This window comes from Paraburkholderia sp. Tr-20389, assembly GCF_017104565.1.
Classification (GTDB): domain Bacteria; phylum Pseudomonadota; class Gammaproteobacteria; order Burkholderiales; family Burkholderiaceae; genus Paraburkholderia.
The window spans coordinates 58,858-83,130 of the sequence record NZ_JAAGPD010000026.1; the positions used below are offsets into that span (position 1 = coordinate 58,858).

The following is a 24,273-nucleotide window of genomic DNA, read 5'->3' on the forward strand; positions in this document are numbered from 1 at the left end:
TCCTTTAAATTCATTTGGCCGCGTGGCCTGCCGGCCACACGAAGCCCGGCTCGCCGGGACCGGGCGCTGCGCGAGGCGCGCCGAACAACACGCTGTTCGGCGTCTCGCTGAAGGTATCCGCGGCGCGGTCGACGGATCGCACGGCCGAACGCACGTCGTCCGCCAGCGAATTCACGCGCGGCAGCGTGTCGTAGCCGACCCGCGCCGAGATGTCCTGCAGCGTCGCGTTCATCGCCGTCAGCGCGTCGCCCGCCTGCTGCGCGGCCGTGCCGACCTTGTTCAGCGTGCCTTCGAGCGGACCGTCCGGACGATTCAGATTGGTGATCATCCGGTTGGTCGACGCGAGCGTCTGATCCAGCTGATTGAGCGTGTTCGGCAGCTTGCCGACGGCGGGGCCCATCTGCGCCGTGAGCGTCGTGACGCCGTCGGCGGCATGCTGCAGGCTCGCTGCTGTCGCCAGCAACTGGTCGCGCATTTCCGGCGACAGCAATGCGTCGACGTCGCGCACCGTCTTTTCGAGCTGCCGGATCAGGATGTCGCCGCGCGCCTGCAACTGGTCGAGCAGCCCGGGGCGCATCGGCAATTGCGCGACGCTTTTCGCCGACGACGCGAGCGGCGTCGTATCGCGCCCCGTGTCGTCGAGCTGGATGAACGCGAGACCGGTGACGCCCTGCAGCCCGAGACTCCCGAAGGTCGAATGCGTGATCGGCGCGTTCTTGTCGACGAGGATACGGATCAGGATCTGCCCCGGATGTTCGCGGTCGAATTTGATCGACTGCACCTTGCCGACGTCGAGGCCGCGATATCGTACCGCAGCATCCGGGTACAAACCTGTGACATTGGTGCGTGCAATCAGATCGAAAGGTATGCGGACCGACCGGTCCACGTTGAACAGAAACGCCGCCGCGGCAATCGCAGCCACCATCACGACGGTGAAGAGCCCGGCCCAGAAGGCGTGTGATTTATTTTCCATTGTCAGGTTCCCTGGTTCGCGGCGAATCGGCTCGATCGGCTGACGACGCGGCGCGCATCGCGCATGCAGCGCGCATCGCACCCGTCGGCGCCGCGTCGCTCGCTGGCGGCCTGGACGTTCGCTCTGGCGTTATCGTTGGCGTTCATGGCGCGGTGCGCAGCGGAAGCGCTTCCGTCGCGGGTTCGAGCGCCTCGGGCGGCAGCTTCGCGCGCCGCTCCGGCGACAGTCCCTGCAAAGCGAGCCGCCCGCGCAGCCCGAGAAAATATTCTCGAATGAACGGGTGATCGAACCCGGCCACTTCCTCGACGGGCGCCGCCACCACGACCGTGCGATCCGCGATCACGGCAACGCGCGTCGACAGCGCGACCATTGTGTCGAGATCGTGCGTCACCATCACGACCGTCAGGCCGAGCGCGCGATGCAGCGCGCTGATCAGTTCGACGAACTCGTCGGAAGCCTGCGGATCGAGGCCCGCCGTCGGCTCGTCGAGGAACAGCAGCTCCGGCTCGAGCGCGATCGCGCGCGCGATGCCCACACGCTTCACCATCCCGCCCGACAGTGCCGCCGGCATCTTCGACGCGTGCTTGCAGGGCAGCCCGACCATCTCCAGCTTCAGCATCACGATATCGCGCAGCAGGTCTTCGGGCACCTTGCCGAGCTCGCGCAGCGGCTGCGCGATGTTGTCGAACACCGACAGCGACGAAAACAGCGCGCCGTGCTGGAACAGCATGCCCGAGCGCACGCGCATCAGGCGCGCTTCGTCGTCGTCGAGCTTCGACGTGTCCTCGCCGAATACCTTGATGCTGCCCGAGGTCGGCTTTTCGAGGCCGAGAATCTGGCGCATCAGCGTGGTCTTGCCCGACCCCGAGCCGCCGACGATCGACACGATCTCGCCGCGCCGCACGTCGAAATCCAGATGCTGATGGACGATATTGCGCCCGTAGCGTTTGCTCAGATTGCGCACCTCGATCACGGTTTCCGCGATTTCCGGCAGCGGCTGGTCCCGTACGGCAGTGGTAAGCGGCGCGATCATGACAGCCCCACGTTCTGAAAAAGAATCGCAAACACGGCGTCGGCGAGGATGACGATCGTGATCGACGACACCACGGAAGTCGTCGTGCCCTCGCCGAGACTCTGCGAATTGGCCTTGATGCGAAAGCCGAAGTGACAGCCGGCGATCGCGATCAGCATGCCGAACACCATGCCCTTGCCGAGCCCGATCCACAGGTTCGCGACGGGCACCACGCCGGGCAGCGCGCGCACGAAGTACGACACGTCGATCTGCAGCACGATCTTGGCGGCGAGCGCGCCGCCGAGCAGCGAGATGATGTTCGTCCACATCACGAGCAGCGGCATCGCAAGGGACAGCGCGATCACGCGCGGCAGGATCAGCCGCAGACCGTGCGGAATCCCCATCACGCGCATCGCGTCGAGCTCTTCCGTCACGCGCATCACGCCGATCTGCGCGGTGATAGCCGATCCGGAGCGCCCGGCGACGAGAATCGCCGACAGCACGGGCCCCAGTTCGCGCAGCACCGACATCCCCAGAATATTCACGATGAACTGGTTCGCGCCGAACAGCCGCAATTGCTGCGCGGACAGATAGCTCAACACGATGCCGATCAGGAACGCGACGAGCGCCGTGATGGGCAGCGCCTGCGTCCCCGCGCTGTAGACGTTCGCCGAAATCTCCTTCCACGGCGCGAGCTTCGGATTGCGCGCAATCGACAGCAGATCGAGAATCACCCGGCCGAACATCGCGACGCCGCCGTACACATGCTCGAAGAAGCTGAAGATGCCGAGGCCGAGCTGCGTGAACGGATCGAAGCGATGCACGGGCTCCGGGTTCTCGCGCGCGGTGTCGAGCAACGCGATGCGGTCGAAGATATCGCGCTGCGTGTCGTTGAGCGCGACGAGGTCGCGCGGCAGCTTGTAGCCCCACACGCGCCACAGCGCCTGGCCGCCTACGTGATCCATGCGTTCGACTCGCGACAGATCCCACTGCGCAACATGCGAGCGGCTGTCGACCAGTTCACGCAGACGCGGCAGCGCCTGTCCGTGCAGACGGTCGCGTGCGAGCGCGAGCGCCGTCCACTGGCCGGACAGGCGGACGATCTTGCCCTGGCCGCCTGCCGTGACTTCAAGTCCGGGAGGAGTGTCGTAGTTCAAGGATCGCGGGATCTCGTTATCGGATTAACGGGCATTGTAACGAAGGGTTCGATATTGGGCCCTGGTGGGCTGCCTGTCTGAGCGCAGCGCCGCACAGACCCGCGCCGGCGGCGCGCGCAATGCCTGCGCGCGCCTCTTCCGGCATTCATGGGGCGCGCATCTGACGCTCACGCGGACGGGCGCAATGGCTAAAATACGCTTCATGACTACCCCAACCTCCCCCAGCCCTTCGGGCGACTGGCGAATCGACCGGCAGCGCGCCGTTGCGCTGTTCGGCCCGGCCGCGCATGACTGGCCGATCGAGATCGTCGAAGAAACCGGCTCGACCAACGCCGACCTGATGGCACGCGTGAAAGCGCTGCCGCGCGAACCCGGCGCGCTCGCGCGGCCGATCGTGCGCGTCGCCTATCTGCAGACGGCGGGTCGCGGCCGCCGCGGCCGCCCCTGGTACGCGGAGCCCGGCAATGCGCTGCTGTTCTCGGTCGCGTGCGTGCTGCCGAGGCCGCTCGAAGGACTCGCGGGCCTGAGTCTCGCGGTCGGCGTCGCGCTCGTCGACGGTTTGCGCTCGCTGCCCGTCGCCGGACCCGGCCAGATCGCGCTGAAGTGGCCGAACGACGTGCTGCTCGAAGGCGACAAGCTGGCGGGCATCCTGATCGAAACGGCATGGAGCACGCCGGACGCGAGCGCCGTCGTGATCGGCATCGGCACCAACGTGAAAGGTGCCGAGGAACTCGCCGCGAAGGTCGGCGCGCTCAACGCCGACGTGCCCGCGCAGGCTCGCGGCGCATCCCCGACGGCGCTATCGCGGGCGCTGCCCCACGCGAATCTCACCGATACCCTGGCCGCCGAGCTGAACGCGCTCGAACCGGCGTTGCAGCGCTTCGGCGCGGAAGGCTTCGCGCCGTTCCGGCAACGCTGGAACGCCTGCCACGCGTACGCGGGACGCGATGTCGTGCTGTTCGAGCAGGGCGTGGAAATCGGGCGCGGCGTGGCGGCGGGCGTCGACGAACTCGGGCAATTGCTGCTCGATACGCCGTCCGGTCAGCAGGCCATTGCGACGGGAGACGTGTCGCTACGTCTCGCGGACGAAGGAAGCGGCGCGGCATGAGCGCGCCGTATCTGCTGATCGACGCGGGCAACAGCCGCGTCAAGTGGGCGCTGGTTCTAGCCGATGGTACACAGACGCACTCTGGCGCGTTTTCCCACGGCGGCCAACTGGTGAAGGGAACGGGCGACCCACTGCAATCAAGACATGAACCGGACTGGTCGGCATTACCTGCGCCCGGTTCTGCATGGTTATCGAATGTCGCGGGCGACGCCGTGGCGCGCCGGATCGATGCGTTCATCGACCGGCACTGGCCCGGTCTTGCACGCACCACGATTCGCTCGGCTCCGCAGCAATGCGGAGTCACGAACGCCTACACGACGCCGTCGCAGCTCGGCAGCGATCGCTGGGCCGGGATGATCGGCGCGCGCGCGGCGTTTCCGGGCGAACCGCTGCTGATCGCGACGTTCGGCACGGCGACCACGCTCGAAGCATTGACCGCCGATGGCGTGTTCGTCGGCGGGCTGATCGCGCCGGGCTGGTCGCTGATGATGCGCTCGCTGGGCGAGCACACGGCGCAGTTGCCGACGCTGGATGCAACGGCCGCGCGCGGACTGCTCGATGGCGATAACGCCGCAGGCCGACGTGAGCCGGCGAAACGCGCCGCGTGGTTCGCGACGGATACGCCGCGCTCGTTGTCGTCGGGATGTGCATTGGCGCAGATCGGGCTGATCGAGCGCATGTGGCGCGATCTGCAGGATGAATGGCAAGTGCCCGTGCGGCTCGTCGTGGGCGGCGGCGCGGCGGGCGAACTCGTGCAGGCGCTCGGCGTGCCGTACACGCGTCACGACTCGCTCGTGCTGGCGGGACTCGCGCTGATTGCCGCGCAAGCTCCGGCGAACCCGCCGACGGACGCTCGCCCGGCCTGAACGCCGGACACTGAACAGACAAGCTGGAGAATTCCTACGATGCTGCGCTGGCTACTCGCCCTGCTCTTTCTCGCCAACATCCTCGCGTTCGTCACGATGCGCGGACTGTTCGGCCCGTCGCCGGCCGCAGGGCCGCGTGAACCGAATCATTTGAACCGGCAGGTTCGTCCGGATCAACTGCGCGTCCAGCCGATGTCATCGGCCGATGCGGCGGACCTCGCCGTCGTCGGCGGACCCGCGCCCATCGCGCCGATTGCCGCTTCGGCGCTTCGGCAGTAACGCTGCAAACTTTCTATGATGCGGGTTTCGCGCTCAGCCTTGAGCGCGTACCTTTTTCAACAGCGCCGTCGTCGAGCGGTCGTGCTCGAACGGAATCGCCAGCGCCTTGCCGCCCCAGCCGCGCACGAGCGCGGATTCCGGCAGCTTGTCCATGTCGTAGTCGCCGCCCTTCACGAGCACATCCGGGTGCAACGCCTCGATCAACGCGACGGGCGTCTGCTCCCCGAAACACACCACCCAGTCGACGCTCTCCAGCGCCGCCAGCAGCGCCATCCGGTCGGACTCGTTGTTGATCGGCCGGTCGTCACCCTTGCCGAGCATGCGCACCGAAGCGTCGCTGTTCACGCCGACGATCAACGTCGCGCCCAGCGCCTTCGCATCCGCCAGATACGTGACGTGCCCGCGATGCAGGATGTCGAAGACGCCGTTCGTGAAGACCACGGGGCCTGTCAGCGACGGACGAAGTTGAGCGAGGGCGTCGCGTGTCGTGAGCTTGCGTTCGAAAGTAGCGGCCATGAGCGAAAACGTTGAGCGGGTTGGAACGGTGACAAAAGAAAAACGGCCCGGCGGTTTGTCACCAGCCGGGCCGTCGTGTTTCTATGCGGCGCACGGGCTTCACGCCCAGCGACGCGCGGCCCTCATCAGGCCGGTTGCTGCTGCGCAGACTGTTGCTCGGCCTGCAGACGCGTCACAACTTCCTTGCGATAGCGGTTCAGTTCCTGAGCCGTCGTGAACGAGCGTTCGAACAGAATGGACAGATTGTGCAGAATGCGCTCGATCACCTTCTTTTCCCAGCCGTCGTCGAAACGGATCTGCTCGTCGAGCCAGCGCTCGAGCCATTCCGGATCGGGCAGACGCGATTGAACCGTGTCGCGCGGGAACAGCGACTGGTTCACGTGCAGGTTGGTCGGGTGCAGCGGCTTTTCCGTGCGGCGCGCGGACGCCATCAGCACGCCGATCTTCGCGAAAGCGGCGCGCGCGCCGTCGCCGAAGTTGGTCAGCGCCTTCTTCATGTAGCGCAGATACGCGCCGCCATGCCGTGCTTCGTCGCGCGAAATGGTTTCGTAGATCGCCTTGATGACGGGCTCGGTATGCCATTCAGCCGCGCGGCGATACCAGTGGTTCAGGCGGATTTCGCCGCAGAAATGCAGCATCAGCGTTTCGAGCGGCGGCGCCGGATCAAACTCGAAGCGCACGGCGTGCAGCTCTTCTTCCGTCGGCACCATATGCGGCTTGAAGCGGCGCAGATATTCCATCAGCACCAGCGAGTGCTTCTGCTCTTCGAAGAACCACACGCTCATGAATGCAGAGAAATCGCTGTCGTGGTGGTTGTCGCGCAGGAACATTTCCGTGGCCGGCAGCGCCGACCATTCGGTGATCGCGTTCATCTTGATGGTCGCCGCCTGCTCGTCGGTGAGCAGCGACCCGTCGAATTTGTCCCAGGGAATGTCCTTCTCCATGTCCCATCGAACGGATTCGAGCGATTTGTAAAGTTCCGGATAAAGCATGGTGTTCATGATCCCACCCCTGTTCTGCGCAATGCGACGTCTGTTATGTCTGTTGCCAATGGTTTGCCGACGAACGGAAACTTTCGGGAACTTTCCCTGTCGTCAGCGCAGCATTGAATTTTACGCGGTAATCGGCTGCCAACGACATGCTTCTTGGCAAAAGAAATACTGCGGTTCGTGATGCGCACGCGATTTTTGTGCCTCGCATGCGCGGCCAACCGTGGGTGAGGGAGAACCTGTGCCTGAGGTCGTGCCAGCTTGCCGCCCGAACGACGGCATTTGGGTCCGCAGCGGACGCACCGGCACCGGACGGCACCGGATGAATGGCGAATCTGGCAGTTTTCGCGCGCGTCCGAGGACCAGAAAAAGCTTACACAATAATAGCATGCGGGCCCGTCGCGCCCCGTTTCCGGACTGTCGAAACCCATTTTGGGATTGACGTAAAACAACGAGCGCGCGCGTCGCCGGCACGGTGTCAAAGTAATGTGCTAAGCGCGGCGCTGGCACCTCGGGCGCGCGGACCGATGCGGCCGCGCGCCCGTTTGTTCATCGCCAGCCGATTACTCGGACGTCGACGAGGTCTTCTTTGCAGCCGCGCCACCCGCCCGCTTCGCGCCGGGTGCGCGCTTCGCCGCCGGACGCGGCGCGTCGTCGGATCTGGCTTGCGCGGCGCCTGCCGCGTCAGGCTCGGGTGCCTCGTCCGGTTCGAGATCGCTCGGTTCGATGCCTGCGCCTGCTTCCGATGCACCCGTCGCGGTCGTGGCCGCCGGCTGCGCCATCGCGAATTGGGCGATCTGATTGAACTGCGCCTGCAGCAGATTCCACCAGCCCGATGCGTCGAATGCAGGCGGCGTCGACTCGCCTGGTTCGCCGGCTTCCTGCTGCGCGCTCGCGGCAGGCTGCGGTTCGGGCTGTTTCGGCGGCGCTTCGGCGGCCGGCTGCGTCATCGATTGCTGCGCGAAGGCGCCGAACGCGCGCAGTGTCGCGAGCGTCGCGCGCTGCACTTCGAGCGCCTGGATCGCCGACTGCAGCATGTTCAGATTGAGCTTGAGCCACTGCTCGACGGCGCGCATGTCGGTGATGCGCTTGTCGAGTTCTTCGACGTTCGTGAGCGGCGCCATCATGTCGGACATGATCGACAGCGACGGCACGAAACCCTGCGCCGAGCCCGGACTCGTGCCCGGAAACGCCGCGCCGAACGGCGTGAGGCGCATCATGCCCCACATGCGGTCGAGCATTTCAGCGGGCGGAAAACCTGGAAATCCGGGGAAGGGTGGCGTCGAGCCGGGGTTGTCGGTCATTGCTGAACTCCTGTGTTCGGTTCTTGCCTGTGGGGCTTATCGATGTTCTAACGTCGAGGTTCGATGATACCGCGAGCGTTTTTCGCGTGAAGCGGGTGCGGCGCCGAAGCAATCGTGTGGCTATCGTGCGCCGCGTGCCGTGACGGTTTCGCGTTCGCCGATCCGGGCTGCAAAGCATGTGCGGTCAGAAAGGCTCCTTGCCCGGAAAGTCCGGCGCGCGCCGCTCGCGCAGCGACGCCACGCCCTCGCGCACGTCGGGTCCCGCGAAGCCCATGAATTCGAGTGCGAGCGACGTATCGAAAGCCGGGCCCGCCGAGCGCAGCCAGTTGTTCAGCGCGTACTTGGTCCAGCGAATCGCCGTCTGCGAACCGCTCGCAAGCTTGCGCGCGACTTCGAAGGTTTTCGGCAGCAGATCGTTGTCGTCGACGGCAAGCGACACGAGGCCGATGCGCTCCGCTTCCTCGCCGCTCACGGGTTCGCACAGCATCAGGTAGTACTTCGCTTTCGCCATGCCGCACAGGAGCGGCCACACGATCGCCGCATGATCGCCCGCCGCGACGCCCAGCCGCGTATGACCGTCGATGATGCGCGCCGACTTCGTCGCGATCGAAATATCCGCGAGCAGTCCCGCAACGAGCCCCGCGCCGACGGCCGGCCCGTGCATCGCCGAGACGATCGGCTTGCTGCAGTTGATCACGTTGTAGACGAGATCGCGCGCCTCGCGCCATACGCGCGTGCGCACGTCGAAGTCGTTGGCCATGTCTTCGACGAGCCCGAGATCGCCGCCCGCCGAAAAGCCTTTGCCTTCACCGCGAATCACCACGACACGCGTCTCCGGATCGCGGTCGACGTCGCGCCAGATGTCTGCCAGTTCGCGATGCATGTTCGCATCGGCGGTGGCGAGATTGCTCTTGTTCGCACCTTCGCCGCTCATCACGATTTCGAGGATGCCGTGCGCATGACGCCGCACGCGCAGCGACCTGTAGTGCGCATAGAACGCGGGTTCGACCGTTTGCGATTCCGATTCGTGAGACATGGCAGGCATCCGAAAAAGCGACGCGTCGGCGTCGGACCACACATCAGGCGCGCGACGCAGCCGACGCTGCGTCACCCGAAACCCGCCGCGTTCAACGCGGCTGATACACCCACTTGCCGTTGCTGATCTCGACCATCACGCGCGCGCGCTGATCGAGGCCGAGGTGATCGGTCGTGCTCATGTTGACGACGCCGTTCGTATCGGCGAGTCCTTTCGTCGCTTCGAGCGCGTCGCGCAGCGCGCGGCGAAATTCGACGGTGCCGGGCGCGGCCGCTTTCAGCGCAATGGGAATCGCGTTGTCGAGCAGCATGCTCGCGTCCCACGCATACGAGCCGAACGCCGACACGCTGCCCGGACCGCGCAGCTTCTCGAAGCGCGCGATGTAGTCGAGCGCAAGACGCTTCGAAGCATAGTCCGACGGCAGCTGTGCTGCGACCAGCACCGGGCTCGCGGGCAGGAACGTGCCGTTGCAATCGGTGCCGCACACGCGCAGGAAGTCGTTATTGCCCACACCGTGGTTGTGATAGATCTTGCCCTTGTAGCCTCGGCCGATCAGCGTCTTCGGCGGCAGCGCGGCCGGCGTGCCCGCCGCGCCCACGACGACGGCATCCGGGTTCGCGGCCATGATCTTCAGGATCTGACCGGTGACGCTCGGGTCGGTGCGATTGAAACGCTCGTTGGCCACCACGCTGATGTGGTGAATCTGCGCAAACTTCGCGACTTCCGCATAGAAGGTTTCGCCGAGCGCGTCCGCCTGGCCGATGTACGCCAGCGTCTTCACGCCATGCTGGCTCGCGTGCTCGGTGATCGCGGAGGCCATCATCGCGTCCGTCTGCGGCGTCTTGAACATCCAGCGCCGCTTCGCGTCGACGGGCTCGATGATCTTCGCCGACGACGCCAGCGAAATCGCGGGCGTTTCGCCTTCGGCAACGACGTCGATCATCGCGAGCGAGTTCGGCGTGATCGACGAGCCGATGATCGCATCGACGTGATTTTCGGAGATGAGCTTTTTCGTGTCTTGCACGGCTTGCGTCGTATCCGACGCATCATCGAGCACGATGTATTCGACCTTCTGCCCGGCGATCTCTTTCGGAAAGAGCGTCGACGTATCGCGCGCGGGAATGCCGAGCGATGCGGCCGGTCCCGTCAGCGACAGCACGAGGCCGATCTTCACCTGGGCGAGCGCGAATCCGGGCAAAACGAAAAGCGTGGCGGCGAGCATCGTGCGCCGGTTCGAAGCGCTCTTGCGCAAGTTTGAAAATGCAAACGTCCCGTATCGCGGCATGCCTTTGTCTCCAGTTGGCTTTTTGTCATTTCTGCGATGCTGCGTGTTGCATGTGCTGTTCGCGATGTTCGCGAATCAGCGCGCGAGGCTCGACGACCTCGCGCGAGCGTCAGTGTAGCGGCGCGCGTGACGCCATCGGCATCGGGCGAAACCCTTTCGATTCGCCTGACGCCGCGCGCCGCCGCCATTGTCGCCTGGTTACTGCACGGCTTCGAGCGGCGCGACAGCCTGATCGATCGAACCGAAAATCGTCTTGCCCGCTTCGTCGAACATCTCGATCTTCACGGTATCGCCGAACTTCATGAACTCGGTCTGCGCGCTGCCGCTCTCGATCGTTTCGAGGCAGCGCTTCTCGGCGATACAGCAGTAGCCGCGCTTCGCGTCCTTGTTCGACACCGTGCCCGAACCAACGATCGCCCCCGCACGCAGATTGCGCGTCTTCGCGGCATGCGCGATCAACTGGCCGAAGTTGAACACCATGTCGGTGCCCGCATCCGGCTGGCCGACTTTCTTGCCGTTCCAGTGCACGATCATCGGACGATGCACGCGGCCTTCGCGCCACGCGTCGCCGAGTTCGTCGAGCGTCACGGCGACGGGCGCGAACGACGACGCCGGCTTGCTCTGGAAAAAGCCGAAGCCCTTCGCGAGTTCGGCGGGAATCAGATTGCGGAGCGACACGTCGTTGACGAGCGTCACGAGCCGGATGCTCTTCAACGCCTGCTCGGGCTTCGTGCCCATCGGCACGTCACCCGTGATGACGGCGACTTCTGCCTCGAAGTCGATACCGAACGACTCCGACGCACACACGATGTCGTCTTTCGCCCCAATGAAGTCGTCGCTGCCGCCCTGGTACATCAGCGGATCGGTCCAGAACTCGGGCGGCATTTCGGCGCCGCGCGCTCGGCGTACCAGTTCGACGTGATTCACGTATGCGGAGCCGTCGGCCCATTGGAACGCGCGCGGCAACGGTGCCATGCATTCCTTCGCATCGAACGAAAAGGTGTTGCGCGCGCGCCCCTGATTGAGTTCGTCGTACAGGTCGCGCAGTTGCGGTGCGTAGAAGGTCCAGTCGTCGAGAATGCGCTGCATCGTCGGTGCGATGGCGTCGGCGACCGCGGCCGTATGCAGGTCACGGGAAACGACGATCAGTTGACCGTCGCGCGTGCCGTCCTTCAGCGAGGCAAGTTTCATGGCGGAAAAAGCGTGTGGATGACGATAAGAGGAATCTATTCTACGATGGTGAATCGGCACGGCCCAAGCGGAGGCTATACGCCGGCGATGTGCGGCTACAAAGCACGCGCCCTCTCCGCACCGTTCGCCGCCGTTTTTCTGCTCAACGTTCAACCGTTTCCTATGCCTCCGACCGCCCGCTCCAGTTCGATCCGCAAGGATGCCGAATCCGCCGAACCGCCCGATACCGTCGACGACGATGCCGCCGACCAGCACGATAGCGGCGAGGAGAAACTGCGTTCGGGCATCCAGTCGATCGAGGTAGGCTTCCGTCTGCTCGACGTGCTCACGCACGAGCCGCGCGCGATGATGCTGCGCGATCTCGCACAGCGCGCCGGCATGAGTCCCGCGAAGGCGCATCGCTATCTGGTGAGTTTTCAGCGCCTGGGCGTCGTCGCGCAGGATCCGCTGACGGGGCGCTACGAACTCGGCGGCTTTGCGTTGCAGCTGGGTCTCGCGCGGCTCGCGCGCGTCGACGGCGTGAAGCTCGCGCGCATCGCGCTCGCCGAATTGCGCGAGCGGATCGACATGACGGTGGGGATCGCCGTGTGGGGCAACCAGGGGCCGACCGTCGTGCACTGGATGGAGTCGAGCTACCCGGCAAAGGCTTCGCTGAAACTCGGCGACGTGATGCCGATGCTCAGTTCCGCGACCGGTCTGCTGTTCGCTGCCTATCTGCCGCGCGGCAAGACGGCGGCGATGATCGATCGCGAACTCGCCGAAACGCAGCGCTGGGCCGCCGCGAACAGCCCGCGTACGCCGGAGGATGTCGAGCGCGTGCTCGACGAAGTGCGCGCGCAGGGTGCCGCGCGCGTCGAAGGCATGCTGCTGCCGACCATTCACGCGTTCTGCACGCCTGTGTTCGATTCGAATGGCGATCTTGCGCTCGGGCTGATCGCGCTGGGTCATGAAGGCGCGTTCGATATAACGTGGGGTGGCGAAGTCGATATTGCATTGCGCGAGTGCGCGCAGAAGCTGTCGTACGAACTCGGCTATAGTCCGACGGCGCGCTGAGCACGACCACCGCGATAAGCGCGAGGAACGCGTGACCGCGAAGCGCGGTCGAAACAGGTTCCGTTGCGCCATGCTTCACGTTTCGTCTTTCTAAATACTGCGTCCGATGTCGTCTCCATCCGCTGTCCGTTCGATCCCGCCGGCACGCCTCGCCCGCGCGCAGCGCCGCGCATCGCGCCTGCGCTGGACGGGCGTGCTGGCGGCCGTCGTCGGCGCGCATCTGATCGCCGCGCAATGGTTCGAGCGGCATCACGACACGTTCAAGCCGGTGTCGCCGGAGCACGTGCCCGTGCAGGTCGCGCTGCTCAAGCCGGAGCGTATCGAAACCCAGGCAGCCGGTTCTCCGCCGGCCGCGAAAGCGGCGCCCGCCGCGCCGACTCATGCAGTGCGTGCGCCGCGCGAACACGTGCTGACCGCGACGCGTCCCGGTCCGAAGCCGCACGAAACCGCGGCCGCAACCGAGCCGGCGAGCGCGCCCGTCGACGCTTATGCCGCGAGTGTTGCCTCGTCCGCAACGGCGGGCGCCGCCACGAACGCCGACGCCTCGGGTCAGGGCACCGCGCAGCACACGACGCCCGGCGTGAAGTTTTCCGTACCGCCGTCGGGGAACCTGCAATACGACACGTTCTACAACGGCGTGCGCAACCAGCCGGGCACGATCCACTGGTCGAGCGATGGCCGTTCGTACGACATGATCGTTTCGGTACCCTTGCCGTTCATCGGCACGTTCAGCTACGCGAGCCACGGACATGTCGACGCGTTCGGTCTCGCGCCCGATCAGTACATCGAAAAACGTGGCCGTCGCGGCGAGGATGTCACCACCTTCCATCGCGACACGAAGCAGATCGGCTTCACGCGCACACCGGCGACGCTGCCGCTGCAGGACGGCGCGCAAGACCGCTTCAGCATGGTGATGCAACTGGCGAGTCTCGTGCGCGGCGACCCCGATGCGTATCAGCCTGGCGTCACGCGGCAGTTCTACGTGACCGATAACGATAGCGGTGAAATCTGGCCGATCGAAACGATCGGCGACGAATCGGTGCGCACCGATCGCGGAATCATCGACGCACGTCATTTCATGCGCTTGCCGCGCCGCGAAGGCGACCGTCGGCGCATCGACGTGTGGCTCGCGCCGTCGCTTGGCTGGCTGCCCGTGCGTCTCGTGCAAACTGAACCGAACGGAACGCAGATAGAGCTTGTATGGCGCGGCAGGATCGCGGCGCCTGATGCCAACGGCAATGAAAACGGCAGCGATACATCGTCCGACGACACGTCGCCCGATGCACCCCAACCGTCCGTGACCGATCCTGGTGCAGGGCCCGAAAAGCCCTGACACAAACAGGTCCTTCGCAATGGAGGACACTCTGTTAGCCGAGGCGACATTCTGCGTCAGAAACTTCCGACGGCTGTGTCGATCGCATGACGAAGCACACGCGAAGTGCTCTTTTCAAGGCGTTCAATTTGCGCCGACGGTTCATGCGAATCCCATGAATTGCATCGCATGAACTGTCGATCCGTTCGTTCTTTCATTGCGACATCACTTATGGAGTCCGCATGCAAATCAATGTGAATGGCATCGATACGCGCTACGTCATGAGCAACGAAGGCGGTGGCCCGTGGCTCACGTTCGTTCATCAGCTAGGCGGCGATCTGTCGATCTGGGATCAGCTGGCCGGCTACTTCCGCGACGACTTCACGGTCTTGCGCTACGACGTTCGCGGTCACGGCCAAACATCTGTCTCCGGCGGACAATTCAGTGTTGCAGATTTGTCGCAGGATCTCCTCACGCTGCTGGATGCGCTTGGCGTCCGGAAGACGCATATTGTCGGAATGTCGATGGGCGGCATGATCGCGCAGCAGTTCGCGCTGGACAACCCGGCACGCATCGAGACCTTGACGCTCGCCGACACGCACGCCGCGTCGCCGTCTGACGGACGCGCGTTGTGGGAGCAGCGGGCGGCGAAGGTGCGCGATGAAGGCGTCGCGGCGCTGGCCCAGGCCACGATGGAGCGCTGGCTGACGGCGGGCTTTCGCGACGCGCATCCGGAAGTCGTCGAGCAGATTCGCGAGGTGTTCGAGAACACTTCGTCAGAAGGTTATGCGCAGGCGTGCATTGCGCTGCGCGATTTCGATGTGCGCAGTAGACTGAAAGAGATCGCCCTTCCCACACTTCTTGTGGCTGGACGCCACGATGCAGGCACGCCACCTGCTGCTACACAGGAAATTGCGAATGCCATCCGGGACGCGCAGTTCGAGTTGCTGGACGCAGCTCACCTCGCGCCGATCGAACAGTCGCAACGCTTTACTGCTTTGCTGGAATCGTTTCTGCAAGAACGGGTCTAACAGATAGGTCCGGAGAATGGGTAGCGTCAGGCCGGACCCACCCCTTGAATTCCAAACCAAGGGCTCCATCTACGGTGCAACACTGGCCCGGAGCCATCGGAAATAAGGAGTGTCGCCATGCAAATGATCTACAACAGCCCCAACTATTGCGTCGTCGAGTTTCCGCCGCAGGACGGCCATCTCGCGATGAAGTCCGGCGGGTATGAGATCGTCGACAAGAATACGCAGCGCGAGATTTACATCGACGGTGAGATGGCAGCCAGTTTTCGTGAACACGTGCAAAAGCTGATCGAAGACGAACCCACGCTCGACGAAGTGGACGAATTTCTCGGTCAATTCGACAGCCTGATGAACCAGCCGGTCATTCTTCACTGATCGCCACGCGCCACCCTTTGGCGACACGTTCCCCATCGACCCCGTCCGGCATCGCCCGACGGGGTTTTTCGTTTTGTTCGGCCAGCCGCTCCGCATATGGCGCGAAACGCCGGATCGGCGTCGACGTCATCTCGTTGCGCAAACAGCGAAAGAAATACTTTCCGCGCTACATTCCCAGCATCCGACGCGCCTTGAAGGGCCGCGATCCCGCCTCGCCCACCGCGTCCGGCGCGCCTGCGACCATGCGGCTACAATATTGAGTTTCCTGAAAAAAGCCGGCCATGCCGGCACGAGCCGATCAGACCATGAACCAGCCCGCCCCGTCAGCCGTTCCCGCCCGCGCCGGCGCCGCCTACACGCGCGGCGCGGCCCTGCCCGCGTTGCTCGAATCGCGCATCCTGATTCTGGACGGCGCAATGGGCACGATGATCCAGCGCTACAAGCTCGACGAAGCCGCCTATCGCGGCGAACGCTTCAAGGACTACGCGCGCGACATCAAGGGCAACAACGAACTGCTGTCGATCACGCAACCGCAGATCATCAGCGAGATTCACGAGCAGTATCTCGCGGCGGGCGCGGACATCATCGAAACCAACACCTTCGGCGCCACGACCGTCGCGCAGGCCGACTACGGGATGGAAGATCTCGCCGTCGAGATGAACCGCGAATCGGCGAAGCTCGCGCGCGCTGCGTGCGAGAAATATTCGACGCCCGACAAGCCGCGCTTCGTCGCGGGCGCGATCGGACCGACTCCCAAAACGGCGAGCATTTCGCCCGACGTGAACGATCCGGGCGCCCGCAACGTCACGTTCGACGAACTGCGCGCGGCGTACTACGAGCAGGCAAAGGCGCTGATGGAAGGCGGCGCGGACCTGTTCCTCGTCGAAACGATCTTCGACACGCTGAACGCCAAGGCCGCACTGTTCGCACTCGACGAACTCTTCGAAGACACGGGCGAGCGCCTGCCCATCATGATCTCGGGCACGGTGACCGACGCATCCGGCCGCATTCTGTCGGGCCAGACGGTCGAAGCGTTCTGGAATTCGCTGCGCCACGCGAAGCCGCTCACGTTCGGCCTCAACTGCGCGCTCGGCGCGGCGCTGATGCGCCCGTACATCGCGGAACTCGCGAAGCTGTGCGATACCTACGTGTCGTGCTATCCGAACGCGGGCCTGCCGAATCCGATGAGCGATACGGGCTTCGACGAACTGCCCGCCGACACCTCCGGCCTGCTGAAGGAATTCGCGCAAGCGGGTCTCGTGAACATCGCGGGCGGTTGCTGCGGCACGACGCCGGACCACATCGCCGCGATCGCGAAGGCGTTGAGCGAAGTGAAGCCGCGCAAGTGGCCGAGCCAGTACCGCGACGCGGCTTGAGCCCGCGCGAAGCGCATCGCAAGAACACACCGAAGCACTGACGCACTGACGAAACACGCACACCAACCATGACCGATCACACGATGCGCCTTTCCGGCCTGGAGCCGTTCAACGTCACTTCGGGGACGCTCTTCATCAACGTCGGTGAACGCACCAACGTGACGGGCTCGAAGGCATTCGCGCGGATGATCCTGAACAACCAGTTCGACGAAGCGCTGGCCGTCGCGCGCCAGCAGGTCGAAAACGGCGCGCAGGTCATCGACGTCAACATGGACGAAGCGATGCTCGATTCGAAGGCCGCGATGGTGCGCTTCATGAATCTGATCGCGTCGGAGCCGGACATCGCGCGCGTGCCGATCATGATCGACTCGTCGAAGTGGGATGTGATTGAAGCCGGCCTCAAGTGCGTGCAGGGCAAGGCGATCGTCAACTCGATCTCGCTGAAGGAAGGCAAGGAGCAGTTCGTCCATCACGCGAAGCTGATTCGCCGTTATGGCGCAGCGAGCGTCGTGATGGCGTTCGACGAGCAGGGCCAGGCCGACACGTTCGCGCGCAAGACGGAAATCTGCAAGCGCTCGTATGACATTCTCGTCAACGAAGCCGGCTTCCTGCCCGAAGACATCATCTTCGACCCGAACATCTTCGCGATCGCGACGGGCATCGAAGAGCACAACAACTACGCCGTCGACTTCATCGAAGCGACGCGCTGGATCAAGCAGAACCTGCCGTATGCGAAGGTGAGCGGCGGCGTGTCGAACGTGTCGTTCTCGTTCCGCGGCAACGACCCGGTGCGCGAGGCGATCCACACCGTGTTCCTGTATCACGCGATCCAGGCGGGTATGGACATGGGCATCGTCAACGCGGGCCAGTTGGGCGTGTACGCGGATCTCGACACCGAACTGCGCGAGCGCGTCGAAGACGTGGTGCTGAACCGCCGCGACGACGCGACCGACCGTCTGCTCGAAATCGCCGACAAGTTCAAGACGGGCGCCGCGAAGAAAGAAGAGAACCTCGAATGGCGCAACCAGCCCGTCGAGCAGCGTCTGGCGCATGCGCTCGTGCATGGCATCACCAACTTCATCGTCGACGACACGGAAGAAGCGCGCGCGAAGATCATGGGCGGCGGCGGCCGCCCGATCAACGTAATCGAAGGTCCGCTGATGGACGGCATGAACATCGTCGGCGACCTGTTCGGCCAGGGCAAGATGTTCCTGCCGCAAGTCGTGAAGTCGGCGCGTGTGATGAAGCAGGCCGTCGCGCATCTGATTCCGTTCATCGAGGAAGAAAAGCGTCTGCTCGCCGAGGCGGGCGGCGACGTGCGCGCGAAGGGCAAGATCGTCATCGCGACCGTGAAGGGCGACGTGCACGACATCGGCAAGAACATCGTCTCGGTGGTCCTTCAGTGCAATAACTTCGAAGTGGTCAACATGGGCGTGATGGTCCCGTGCAACGAGATTCTCGCGAAGGCGAAGGTCGAAGGCGCGGACATCATCGGTCTGTCGGGCCTGATCACGCCGTCGCTCGAAGAGATGGCCTACGTCGCGTCGGAAATGCAGCGCGACGACTATTTCCGCGTGAAGAAGATTCCGCTGCTGATCGGCGGTGCAACCACTTCCCGCGTGCACACCGCCGTGAAGATCGCGCCGAATTACGAAGGCCCTGTCGTGTATGTACCGGATGCGTCGCGCTCGGTGTCGGTCGCGTCGAACCTGCTGTCCGACGAAGGCGCGGCGAAGTATCTCGACGAACTGAAGTCCGACTACGACCGCATCCGCGACCAGCACGCCAACAAGAAAGCGCTGCCGCTCGTTACGCTCGCCGACGCGCGCGCGAACAAAACGAAGATCGACTGGAGCGCGTATCAACCCGTGAAGCCGAAGTTCATCGGCCGCCGAGTGTTCAAGAACTTCGATCTCAACGATCTCTCGAACTACATCGACTGGGGCCCGTTCTTCCAGACGTGGGATCTCGCCGGTCCGTATCCCGCCATCCTGAACGACGAGATCGTCGGCGAATCGGCACGGCGCGTGTTCTCGGACGCGAAGTCGATGCTCGCGCGCCTGATCCAGGGGCGCTGGCTGACGGCGAACGGCGTGATCGCGCTGCTGCCCGCGAACACCGTCAATGACGACGACATCGAAATCTACACGGACGAATCGCGCAGCGAAGTCGCGCTGACGTGGCGCAACGTACGCCAGCAAAGCGTGCGCCCCGTGGTGGACGGCGTGATGCGCCCGAACCGCTCGCTCGCCGACTTCATCGCGCCGAAGGATTCGGGCGTGGCCGACTATATCGGCATGTTCGCGGTCACGGCGGGTCTCGGCGTCGACGCGAAGGAAAAGCAGTTCGAACAGGATCACGACGACTACAGCGCGATCATGCTGAAGGCGCTCGCCGATCGTTTTGCGGAAGCCTTCGCCGAAGCGATGCACGCGCGCGTGCGCCGCGACCTGTGGGGCTACGCGCAAGGCGAGACGCTGTCGAACGACGATCTGATCGGCGAAAAATATCGCGGCATCCGTCCCGCGCCGGGCTATCCGGCGTGCCCGGACCACCTCGTGAAGCGCGACATGTTCACCGTGCTGCAGGCCGAGGAGATCGGCATGAGCGTGACCGAATCGCTCGCGATGCTGCCCGCGGCGAGCGTCTCCGGTTTCTATCTCGCGCATCCCGACAGCACTTACTTCTCGGTCGGCAAGATCGGCCAGGATCAGCTGGAGGATTACGCACAGCGCATGTCGCTGTCGCTCGCGGATGCCGGGCGTGCGCTAGCGCCGCTGCTGTAAGACGGGACGGGCGGGAGGCAAACAGGCAGGACTATATCGCTGGCCGAAGGCTGAATATTTTCGGCTGCAAACACAGCGAATATTTTCGGCTTTGTAGACTGCTCGGGCATGACCTGCCGCCCTGCCAGACGCGAACCGAAAAACGCGTCGGCTCAACGACTTGCAACAACGGAGAAAATCGTATGAAGAAGCTGACGCTGATGCTGACCGCGTTATCGCTCGCCGCCATTGCACCGCTGTCAGAGGCCCAGCCTCAGGCGCCGGGTGGATCGAGCGCGGTGAGTTCGTATTCGCCGCCCACCGTCAAGCACGTGAAGAAGCCGAAAAAGAAGAAGAACGGCGCGTCCGCTCCCGCGACCGCGCCGGCTGGCGCGAGCCAGTAAGCGACATCGCCATGAAAAAAGCCCGTCGGTCACGACGGGCTTTTTGTTTGCGCCTCAGATACCCCACACGATATCTGTGTTTTCCTTCTGTGCCGCGCGCAGCATGTCCAGGAACGGGAACGCCCGTTGCGCGAGGCCGACGGGAAGCTCGTGATGGTCGTGGCCTTCCTCGCCTTCGTGGTAGTGGCCTTCATGCTCGGCACGCTCCTGCTTGTCCGTGACGATAGCCGCTTCGAGCTTCGAGATCGCCACGCCCAGTTCGTCGTGATTGATCACGCCGCGTGCGCCGAGCCGCTTGCCGATGATGCCCAGCAAATACTGGGCGAGATTCTCGAGCATTATTACGTCAGGCGCGGAGCGGCATTTGAAAGTAATCAGCATGATGAGGGTTCCCTTTTCGTTATGTGGCTTCTCGCGCGGCCAGCCGCACGAGTTCCGTTTGCGCGCCCGCCCGCCGTTTCACGGCGAGTTGACGGCCACGGCCCTTGCTGGGCATCTCATTGGACATATTAGCACCTGCTAAAATCCGACATTGACGGAAAAAGCTCGCTGCCGTGCGCACGGGCACGCTGCGCCGCATCGCAGCCGCGCGTGTCCGCCACGGTTGCCACGGCTCGCTGCGCCGCCGCAGCTGTACCAGCCGGCGCCGCTCAGCGGATGCCCTGGCGCTTTCCACGCCGTCGACGGCCGGCTCCACGCCGTTTGCGGCGCTGCCCCGCTTCATCGGACTGCCTCACTGGACTCGCAACAAGCATGCTGCCTGCACACAAACAAACTCTCGAAACCCTGTTGACCGACGTGGTCAAGCAGGTCGCCCAGGCCACTCAAGGCGAATCCGAAGCCGCATTCATCGCGCCCGCCATCACGCTCGAACGACCGAAGGTCGCCGCCCACGGCGACGTCGCGTGCAACGTCGCGATGCAGCTCGCCAAGCCGATGCGCGCCAATCCGCGCCAGCTCGCGCAGCAGATCGTCGACGCGCTGCTCGCGCATCCGCTCGCAAAGGGTCTCGTCGACGGCGCCGAAGTGGCCGGTCCGGGCTTCATCAACCTGCGTCTGTCGGCGGCTTCCAAGCAGGCCGTGATCGCCGCCGTGTTCGCGCAGCGCGACGCCTTCGGCCGCTCGCAGCGCGAAGCCGGCAAGCGCGTGCTGGTCGAGTTCGTATCGGCGAACCCGACAGGTCCGCTGCACGTCGGCCACGGCCGCCAGGCGGCGCTCGGCGACGCGATGTCGAACGTGCTCGCATCGCAAGGCTTCGACGTGCACCGCGAGTTCTACTACAACGACGCGGGCGTGCAGATCGGCAATCTCGCCATCTCGACGCAGGCGCGCGCCCGCGGCCTGAAGCCGGGCGACGCCGGCTGGCCCGAAGCCGCGTACAACGGCGAGTACATCGCCGACATCGCGAACGACTACCTGAACGGCGAAACCGTCTCCGCCAGCGACGGCGAGCCCGTCAAGGGCGCGGGCGACGTCGAAGACCTGGAAGCGATCCGCCGCTTCGCGGTCGCGTATCTGCGCCATGAACAGGATATGGACCTGCAGGCGTTCGGCGTGAAGTTCGACCAGTACTACCTCGAATCGTCGCTGTACAAGGAAGGTCGCGTCGAGAAGACCGTCAACGAACTGATCGCGGCGGGCAAGACCTACGAGCAGGAAGGCGCGCTGTGGCTGCGCACCACCGACGACGGCGACGACAAGGACCGCGTGATGCGCAAGTCCGACGGCACGTACACGTACTTCGTGCCCGATGTCGCCTATCACGAGACGAAGTGGGAGCGCGGCTTCACGAAGGTCATCAACATCCAGGGCTCGGACCATCATGGCACGATCGCGCGCGTGCGCGCCGGTCTGCAGGGTCTCGGCATCGGCATTCCGAAGGGCTACCCCGACTACGTGTTGCACAAGATGGTCACGGTGATGCGCGACGGCCAGGAAGTAAAGATCTCGAAGCGCGCGGGCAGCTACGTGACGGTGCGCGATCTGATCGAATGGTCGGGCGGCGCAGTGCCCGGCCAGGAAGCCGCTCCCGACCTGCTCGACGAAGAGACGATTCGCCGCGGCCGCGACGCAGTGCGCTTCTTCCTGATTTCCCGCAAGGCCGACACGGAGTTCGTGTTCGACGTCGACCTCGCGCTCAAGCAAAACGACGAGAACCCGGTGTACTACGTGCAGTACGCGCACGCGCGCATCTGCTCGGTGATCAACGAATGGAAGTCGCGCTACGGTGCCGATGAAACGGGTCTGCCCATCGTCGACCTGTCGCCGCTCGACAGCGAGCGCGCCACCGCCCTGCTGCAAAAGCTCGCGGAATTCCCGGACATGCTGACGCATGCCGCCGGCGAGCTCGCGCCGCACGCGGTCGCGTTCTATCTGCGCGACCTCGCAGGCGAATTTCACTCGTTCTACAATGCCGAGCGCGTTCTGGTCGACGACGAAGCGCCGCGCAACGCGCGCATCGCGCTGCTCGCGGCAACGCGCCAGGTGCTGGCGAATGGCCTCGCTGTGATCGGTGTGTCCGCACCCGCCAAAATGTAATCTCCCCGCGGTTTAATTGAATTTATTCGGGACGCGAGCCGAATGACCGTCGCTATAATCGACGGTCATTTCAGATTTCTTTTTGCAGGTGAATTAGACGATGGCAAAACCACGCCGCACTACAAAGCAGCAGTCTAAACAGACCGGGGGCACTTTTCTCGGTATCGTGCTGGGCCTGATCGTCGGCCTGGCCATCGCGGTGGTGGTGGCGCTCTACATCACGCGCGCACCTACGCCGTTCGTCGCGAAGGTCGCGCCGCCCGCAGCGTCCGATAGCGGCGCAAGCCAGCCGCAATACGATCCGAACCGTCCGCTGCAGGGCAAGAGCCCCGGCCAGCCGGTGCCGCAGGCAGCGCAGCCTGCGCCGCCGAACACGGCACCCGGACAGACCACGAATCAGACGCAGACGTCGGGCATGCTTGAAGAGCCGCAGATCGTCGAAGTGCCGCCGTCGAACAACAACGGTGTCGCCGTCGCGCCGAAGCCCGCGCAGGACAACGGCGCGAACGCGAACAACGGCACGACCACGGCGATGATTCCGCCGAAGAAGGCGCCGAACCCGACCAGCGCGCCGACGACCGCGAACAACGCACCCGCTCAGCAGCCGAAGGCCGGCTCGACGCCGAATGCGAACGGCACGCCGCCCGCCGCCAACGACGCGAACACGGGTTATCTGCTGCAGGTCGGCGCCTACAAGACGGCAGCCGATGCCGAACAGCAGCGTGCTCGTCTCGCGTTCCAGGGTTTCGAATCGAAGGTCACGCAGCGCGATGCAGGCGGTGTGACGTACTATCGCGTGCGTATCGGCCCGTTCTCGAAGTTCGAGGACATGAACACCACGCGTCAGCGCCTGTCCGATGCAGGTGTCGATACGGCAGTGATCCGCTTCAGCAAGCAGTGATTCACATTCGGTAATGAGTTGTCATGCGCCGCCGCTGAACCTTCGGCGCGCGGCGCAAGTCTCATGAGCGGCAGAAGCCTGCCGTCGAATCCGTAGCGGGCGCGGCGCGTAACTGCCCGCCACCGTTACTTCCCCTGATTGGGTTCACAAGACATGAAAAAACTGCTCAGCATTCTTTTCCTTTCGTTCGGCCTCGTTGCTAGCGCGGCGCATGCGGCGCCCGCTGCGCCCGTCGCCGGCAAGGACTACACCGTGCTGTCCGCGCCGCAGCCTGTCGAAGCGCCTGCCGGCAAGATCGAAGTCATCGAGTTCATGTGGTACGGCTGCCCGCACTGCAACGAGTTCGACCCGTATCTGGAAGCGTGGATCAAGAAGCAGGGCCCGGATGTCGTGTTCAAGCGCGTGCCCGTTGCGTTCCGCGACGACTTCATCCCGCACTCGAAGCTCTATCACGCAGTCGACGCGCTCGGCCTCGCGAACCAGCTCACGCCGACCATCTTCCACGAAATCCACGTCAACAAGAACTATCTGCTGACGCCGGAAGATCAGGCCAAATTCCTCGCGAAGAACGGCGTCGATTCGAAGAAGTTCATGGACGCGTACAACTCGTTCTCGACGCAAAGCGCGGTTCAGCGTGACAAGAAGCTGATGGAAGACTTCCGTATCGACGGCGTGCCCACGCTCGCCGTGCAGGGCAAGTACGAAACGGGCCCGGCGCAGACCAACAGCCTGCCCGGCACGATCCAGGTGCTCGACTACCTGGTCGCGCAGGTTCGCGCCAAGAAGATGTAATTCCCACAAG

The 24,273-nt window shown here is 64.3% G+C and carries 23 protein-coding genes and 1 pseudogene; 13 read left to right on the forward strand and 11 right to left on the reverse strand.

The window, feature by feature from the left end; genetic code table 11:
- Window positions 1-10: 10 nt before the first annotated feature.
- The 4 genes from G3N95_RS22785 to G3N95_RS22800 are packed head-to-tail and all read right to left on the reverse strand — an operon-like array spanning window position 11 to window position 3,142.
- On the reverse strand, window positions 11-973 hold the full coding sequence (locus G3N95_RS22785) for an MlaD family protein (protein ID WP_205972327.1): 963 nt from the start codon (window positions 971-973) through the stop codon (window positions 11-13).
- A gap of 2 nt (window positions 974-975) precedes the next feature.
- Window positions 976-1,119, reverse strand: coding sequence for a hypothetical protein (locus G3N95_RS22790; protein WP_205972328.1), 144 nt, complete (start codon window positions 1,117-1,119; stop codon window positions 976-978).
- Window positions 1,116-2,006, reverse strand: a complete 891-nt coding sequence (locus tag G3N95_RS22795) for an ATP-binding cassette domain-containing protein (RefSeq protein ID WP_205972329.1) — start codon at window positions 2,004-2,006, stop codon at window positions 1,116-1,118. Before G3N95_RS22795 ends, G3N95_RS22790 begins: the two co-directional genes overlap by 4 nt.
- A complete protein-coding gene (locus G3N95_RS22800) occupies window positions 2,003-3,142 on the reverse strand; it encodes an ABC transporter permease (RefSeq protein WP_205972330.1) in 1,140 nt (379 codons plus the stop codon). Before G3N95_RS22800 ends, G3N95_RS22795 begins: the two co-directional genes overlap by 4 nt.
- 202 nt (window positions 3,143-3,344) lie before the next feature.
- Here G3N95_RS22800 and G3N95_RS22805 point away from each other — a divergent pair, with 202 nt between their 5' ends.
- From G3N95_RS22805 to G3N95_RS22815, 3 genes are read left to right on the forward strand one after another with little or no spacing between them, the layout of a single operon-like run.
- Entirely contained in the window at window positions 3,345-4,250 is a 906-nt protein-coding gene (locus G3N95_RS22805; RefSeq protein WP_205972331.1) for a biotin--[acetyl-CoA-carboxylase] ligase, read from the forward strand.
- Entirely contained in the window at window positions 4,247-5,116 is an 870-nt protein-coding gene (locus G3N95_RS22810; protein WP_205972332.1) for a type III pantothenate kinase, read from the forward strand. The genes G3N95_RS22805 and G3N95_RS22810 overlap by 4 nt, the downstream gene beginning before the upstream one ends.
- A gap of 39 nt (window positions 5,117-5,155) precedes the next feature.
- Entirely contained in the window at window positions 5,156-5,395 is a 240-nt protein-coding gene (locus G3N95_RS22815; protein WP_205972333.1) for a hypothetical protein, read from the forward strand.
- 33 nt (window positions 5,396-5,428) lie between these two features.
- Here G3N95_RS22815 and rfaE2 read toward each other — a convergent pair whose 3' ends face one another.
- From rfaE2 to G3N95_RS22845, 6 genes are all read right to left on the reverse strand, one after another.
- Entirely contained in the window at window positions 5,429-5,911 is a 483-nt protein-coding gene (gene rfaE2 / locus G3N95_RS22820) for a D-glycero-beta-D-manno-heptose 1-phosphate adenylyltransferase (RefSeq protein ID WP_205972334.1), read from the reverse strand.
- A gap of 125 nt (window positions 5,912-6,036) precedes the next feature.
- Window positions 6,037-6,912: a ferritin-like domain-containing protein gene (locus G3N95_RS22825; RefSeq protein WP_205972335.1), complete on the reverse strand. Its 876-nt coding sequence runs from the start codon at window positions 6,910-6,912 to the stop codon at window positions 6,037-6,039.
- 551 nt (window positions 6,913-7,463) lie between these two features.
- Window positions 7,464-8,204 (reverse strand): PhaM family polyhydroxyalkanoate granule multifunctional regulatory protein, encoded by a 741-nt coding sequence (locus G3N95_RS22830; RefSeq protein ID WP_205972336.1) that lies wholly within the window; start codon window positions 8,202-8,204, stop codon window positions 7,464-7,466.
- Window positions 8,205-8,388: 184 nt separating this feature from the next.
- On the reverse strand, window positions 8,389-9,240 hold the full coding sequence (locus tag G3N95_RS22835) for an enoyl-CoA hydratase/isomerase family protein (protein WP_205972337.1): 852 nt from the start codon (window positions 9,238-9,240) through the stop codon (window positions 8,389-8,391).
- A gap of 91 nt (window positions 9,241-9,331) precedes the next feature.
- Window positions 9,332-10,525 (reverse strand): ABC transporter substrate-binding protein, encoded by a 1,194-nt coding sequence (locus G3N95_RS22840; protein WP_205972338.1) that lies wholly within the window; start codon window positions 10,523-10,525, stop codon window positions 9,332-9,334.
- 198 nt (window positions 10,526-10,723) lie between these two features.
- Complete coding sequence (locus G3N95_RS22845) at window positions 10,724-11,716, reverse strand: fumarylacetoacetate hydrolase family protein (protein ID WP_205972339.1); 993 nt, start codon at window positions 11,714-11,716, stop codon at window positions 10,724-10,726.
- A 162-nt stretch (window positions 11,717-11,878) separates the two neighbouring features.
- On the opposite strand from G3N95_RS22845, the gene G3N95_RS22850 reads away from it, so the two are divergent.
- The 7 genes and pseudogenes from G3N95_RS22850 (at window position 11,879) to G3N95_RS22880 (ending at window position 20,032) form a co-directional block, all read left to right on the forward strand.
- A complete protein-coding gene (locus G3N95_RS22850; protein WP_205972340.1) occupies window positions 11,879-12,769 on the forward strand; it encodes an IclR family transcriptional regulator in 891 nt (296 codons plus the stop codon).
- 106 nt (window positions 12,770-12,875) lie between these two features.
- On the forward strand, window positions 12,876-14,102 hold the full coding sequence (locus G3N95_RS22855; protein WP_205972341.1) for a DUF3108 domain-containing protein: 1,227 nt from the start codon (window positions 12,876-12,878) through the stop codon (window positions 14,100-14,102).
- A gap of 221 nt (window positions 14,103-14,323) precedes the next feature.
- Window positions 14,324-15,112, forward strand: coding sequence for a 3-oxoadipate enol-lactonase (pcaD, locus tag G3N95_RS22860; protein WP_205972342.1), 789 nt, complete (start codon window positions 14,324-14,326; stop codon window positions 15,110-15,112).
- Between the two features lie 117 nt (window positions 15,113-15,229).
- A complete protein-coding gene (locus G3N95_RS22865) occupies window positions 15,230-15,487 on the forward strand; it encodes a DUF3567 domain-containing protein (RefSeq protein ID WP_012399614.1) in 258 nt (85 codons plus the stop codon).
- A gap of 305 nt (window positions 15,488-15,792) precedes the next feature.
- Window positions 15,793-16,863, forward strand: a complete 1,071-nt coding sequence (locus G3N95_RS22870; RefSeq protein WP_205972343.1) for a homocysteine S-methyltransferase family protein — start codon at window positions 15,793-15,795, stop codon at window positions 16,861-16,863.
- Window positions 16,864-16,919: 56 nt separating this feature from the next.
- A pseudogene (metH, locus tag G3N95_RS22875) lies at window positions 16,920-19,649 on the forward strand (methionine synthase); the annotation flags it as partial.
- 182 nt (window positions 19,650-19,831) lie between these two features.
- On the forward strand, window positions 19,832-20,032 hold the full coding sequence (locus G3N95_RS22880; protein ID WP_205972345.1) for an acid-shock protein: 201 nt from the start codon (window positions 19,832-19,834) through the stop codon (window positions 20,030-20,032).
- Window positions 20,033-20,086: 54 nt separating this feature from the next.
- Here G3N95_RS22880 and G3N95_RS22885 read toward each other — a convergent pair whose 3' ends face one another.
- On the reverse strand, window positions 20,087-20,413 hold the full coding sequence (locus G3N95_RS22885; protein WP_205972346.1) for a DUF1840 domain-containing protein: 327 nt from the start codon (window positions 20,411-20,413) through the stop codon (window positions 20,087-20,089).
- 372 nt (window positions 20,414-20,785) lie between these two features.
- Here G3N95_RS22885 and argS point away from each other — a divergent pair, with 372 nt between their 5' ends.
- The 3 genes from argS (at window position 20,786) to G3N95_RS22900 (ending at window position 24,263) form a co-directional block, all read left to right on the forward strand.
- A complete protein-coding gene (gene argS / locus G3N95_RS22890) occupies window positions 20,786-22,570 on the forward strand; it encodes an arginine--tRNA ligase (protein WP_205972347.1) in 1,785 nt (594 codons plus the stop codon).
- 100 nt (window positions 22,571-22,670) lie between these two features.
- Window positions 22,671-23,471: an SPOR domain-containing protein gene (locus tag G3N95_RS22895; RefSeq protein WP_205972348.1), complete on the forward strand. Its 801-nt coding sequence runs from the start codon at window positions 22,671-22,673 to the stop codon at window positions 23,469-23,471.
- A gap of 153 nt (window positions 23,472-23,624) precedes the next feature.
- A complete protein-coding gene (locus G3N95_RS22900) occupies window positions 23,625-24,263 on the forward strand; it encodes a thiol:disulfide interchange protein DsbA/DsbL (RefSeq protein ID WP_012399608.1) in 639 nt (212 codons plus the stop codon).
- Window positions 24,264-24,273 lie beyond the last annotated feature (10 nt).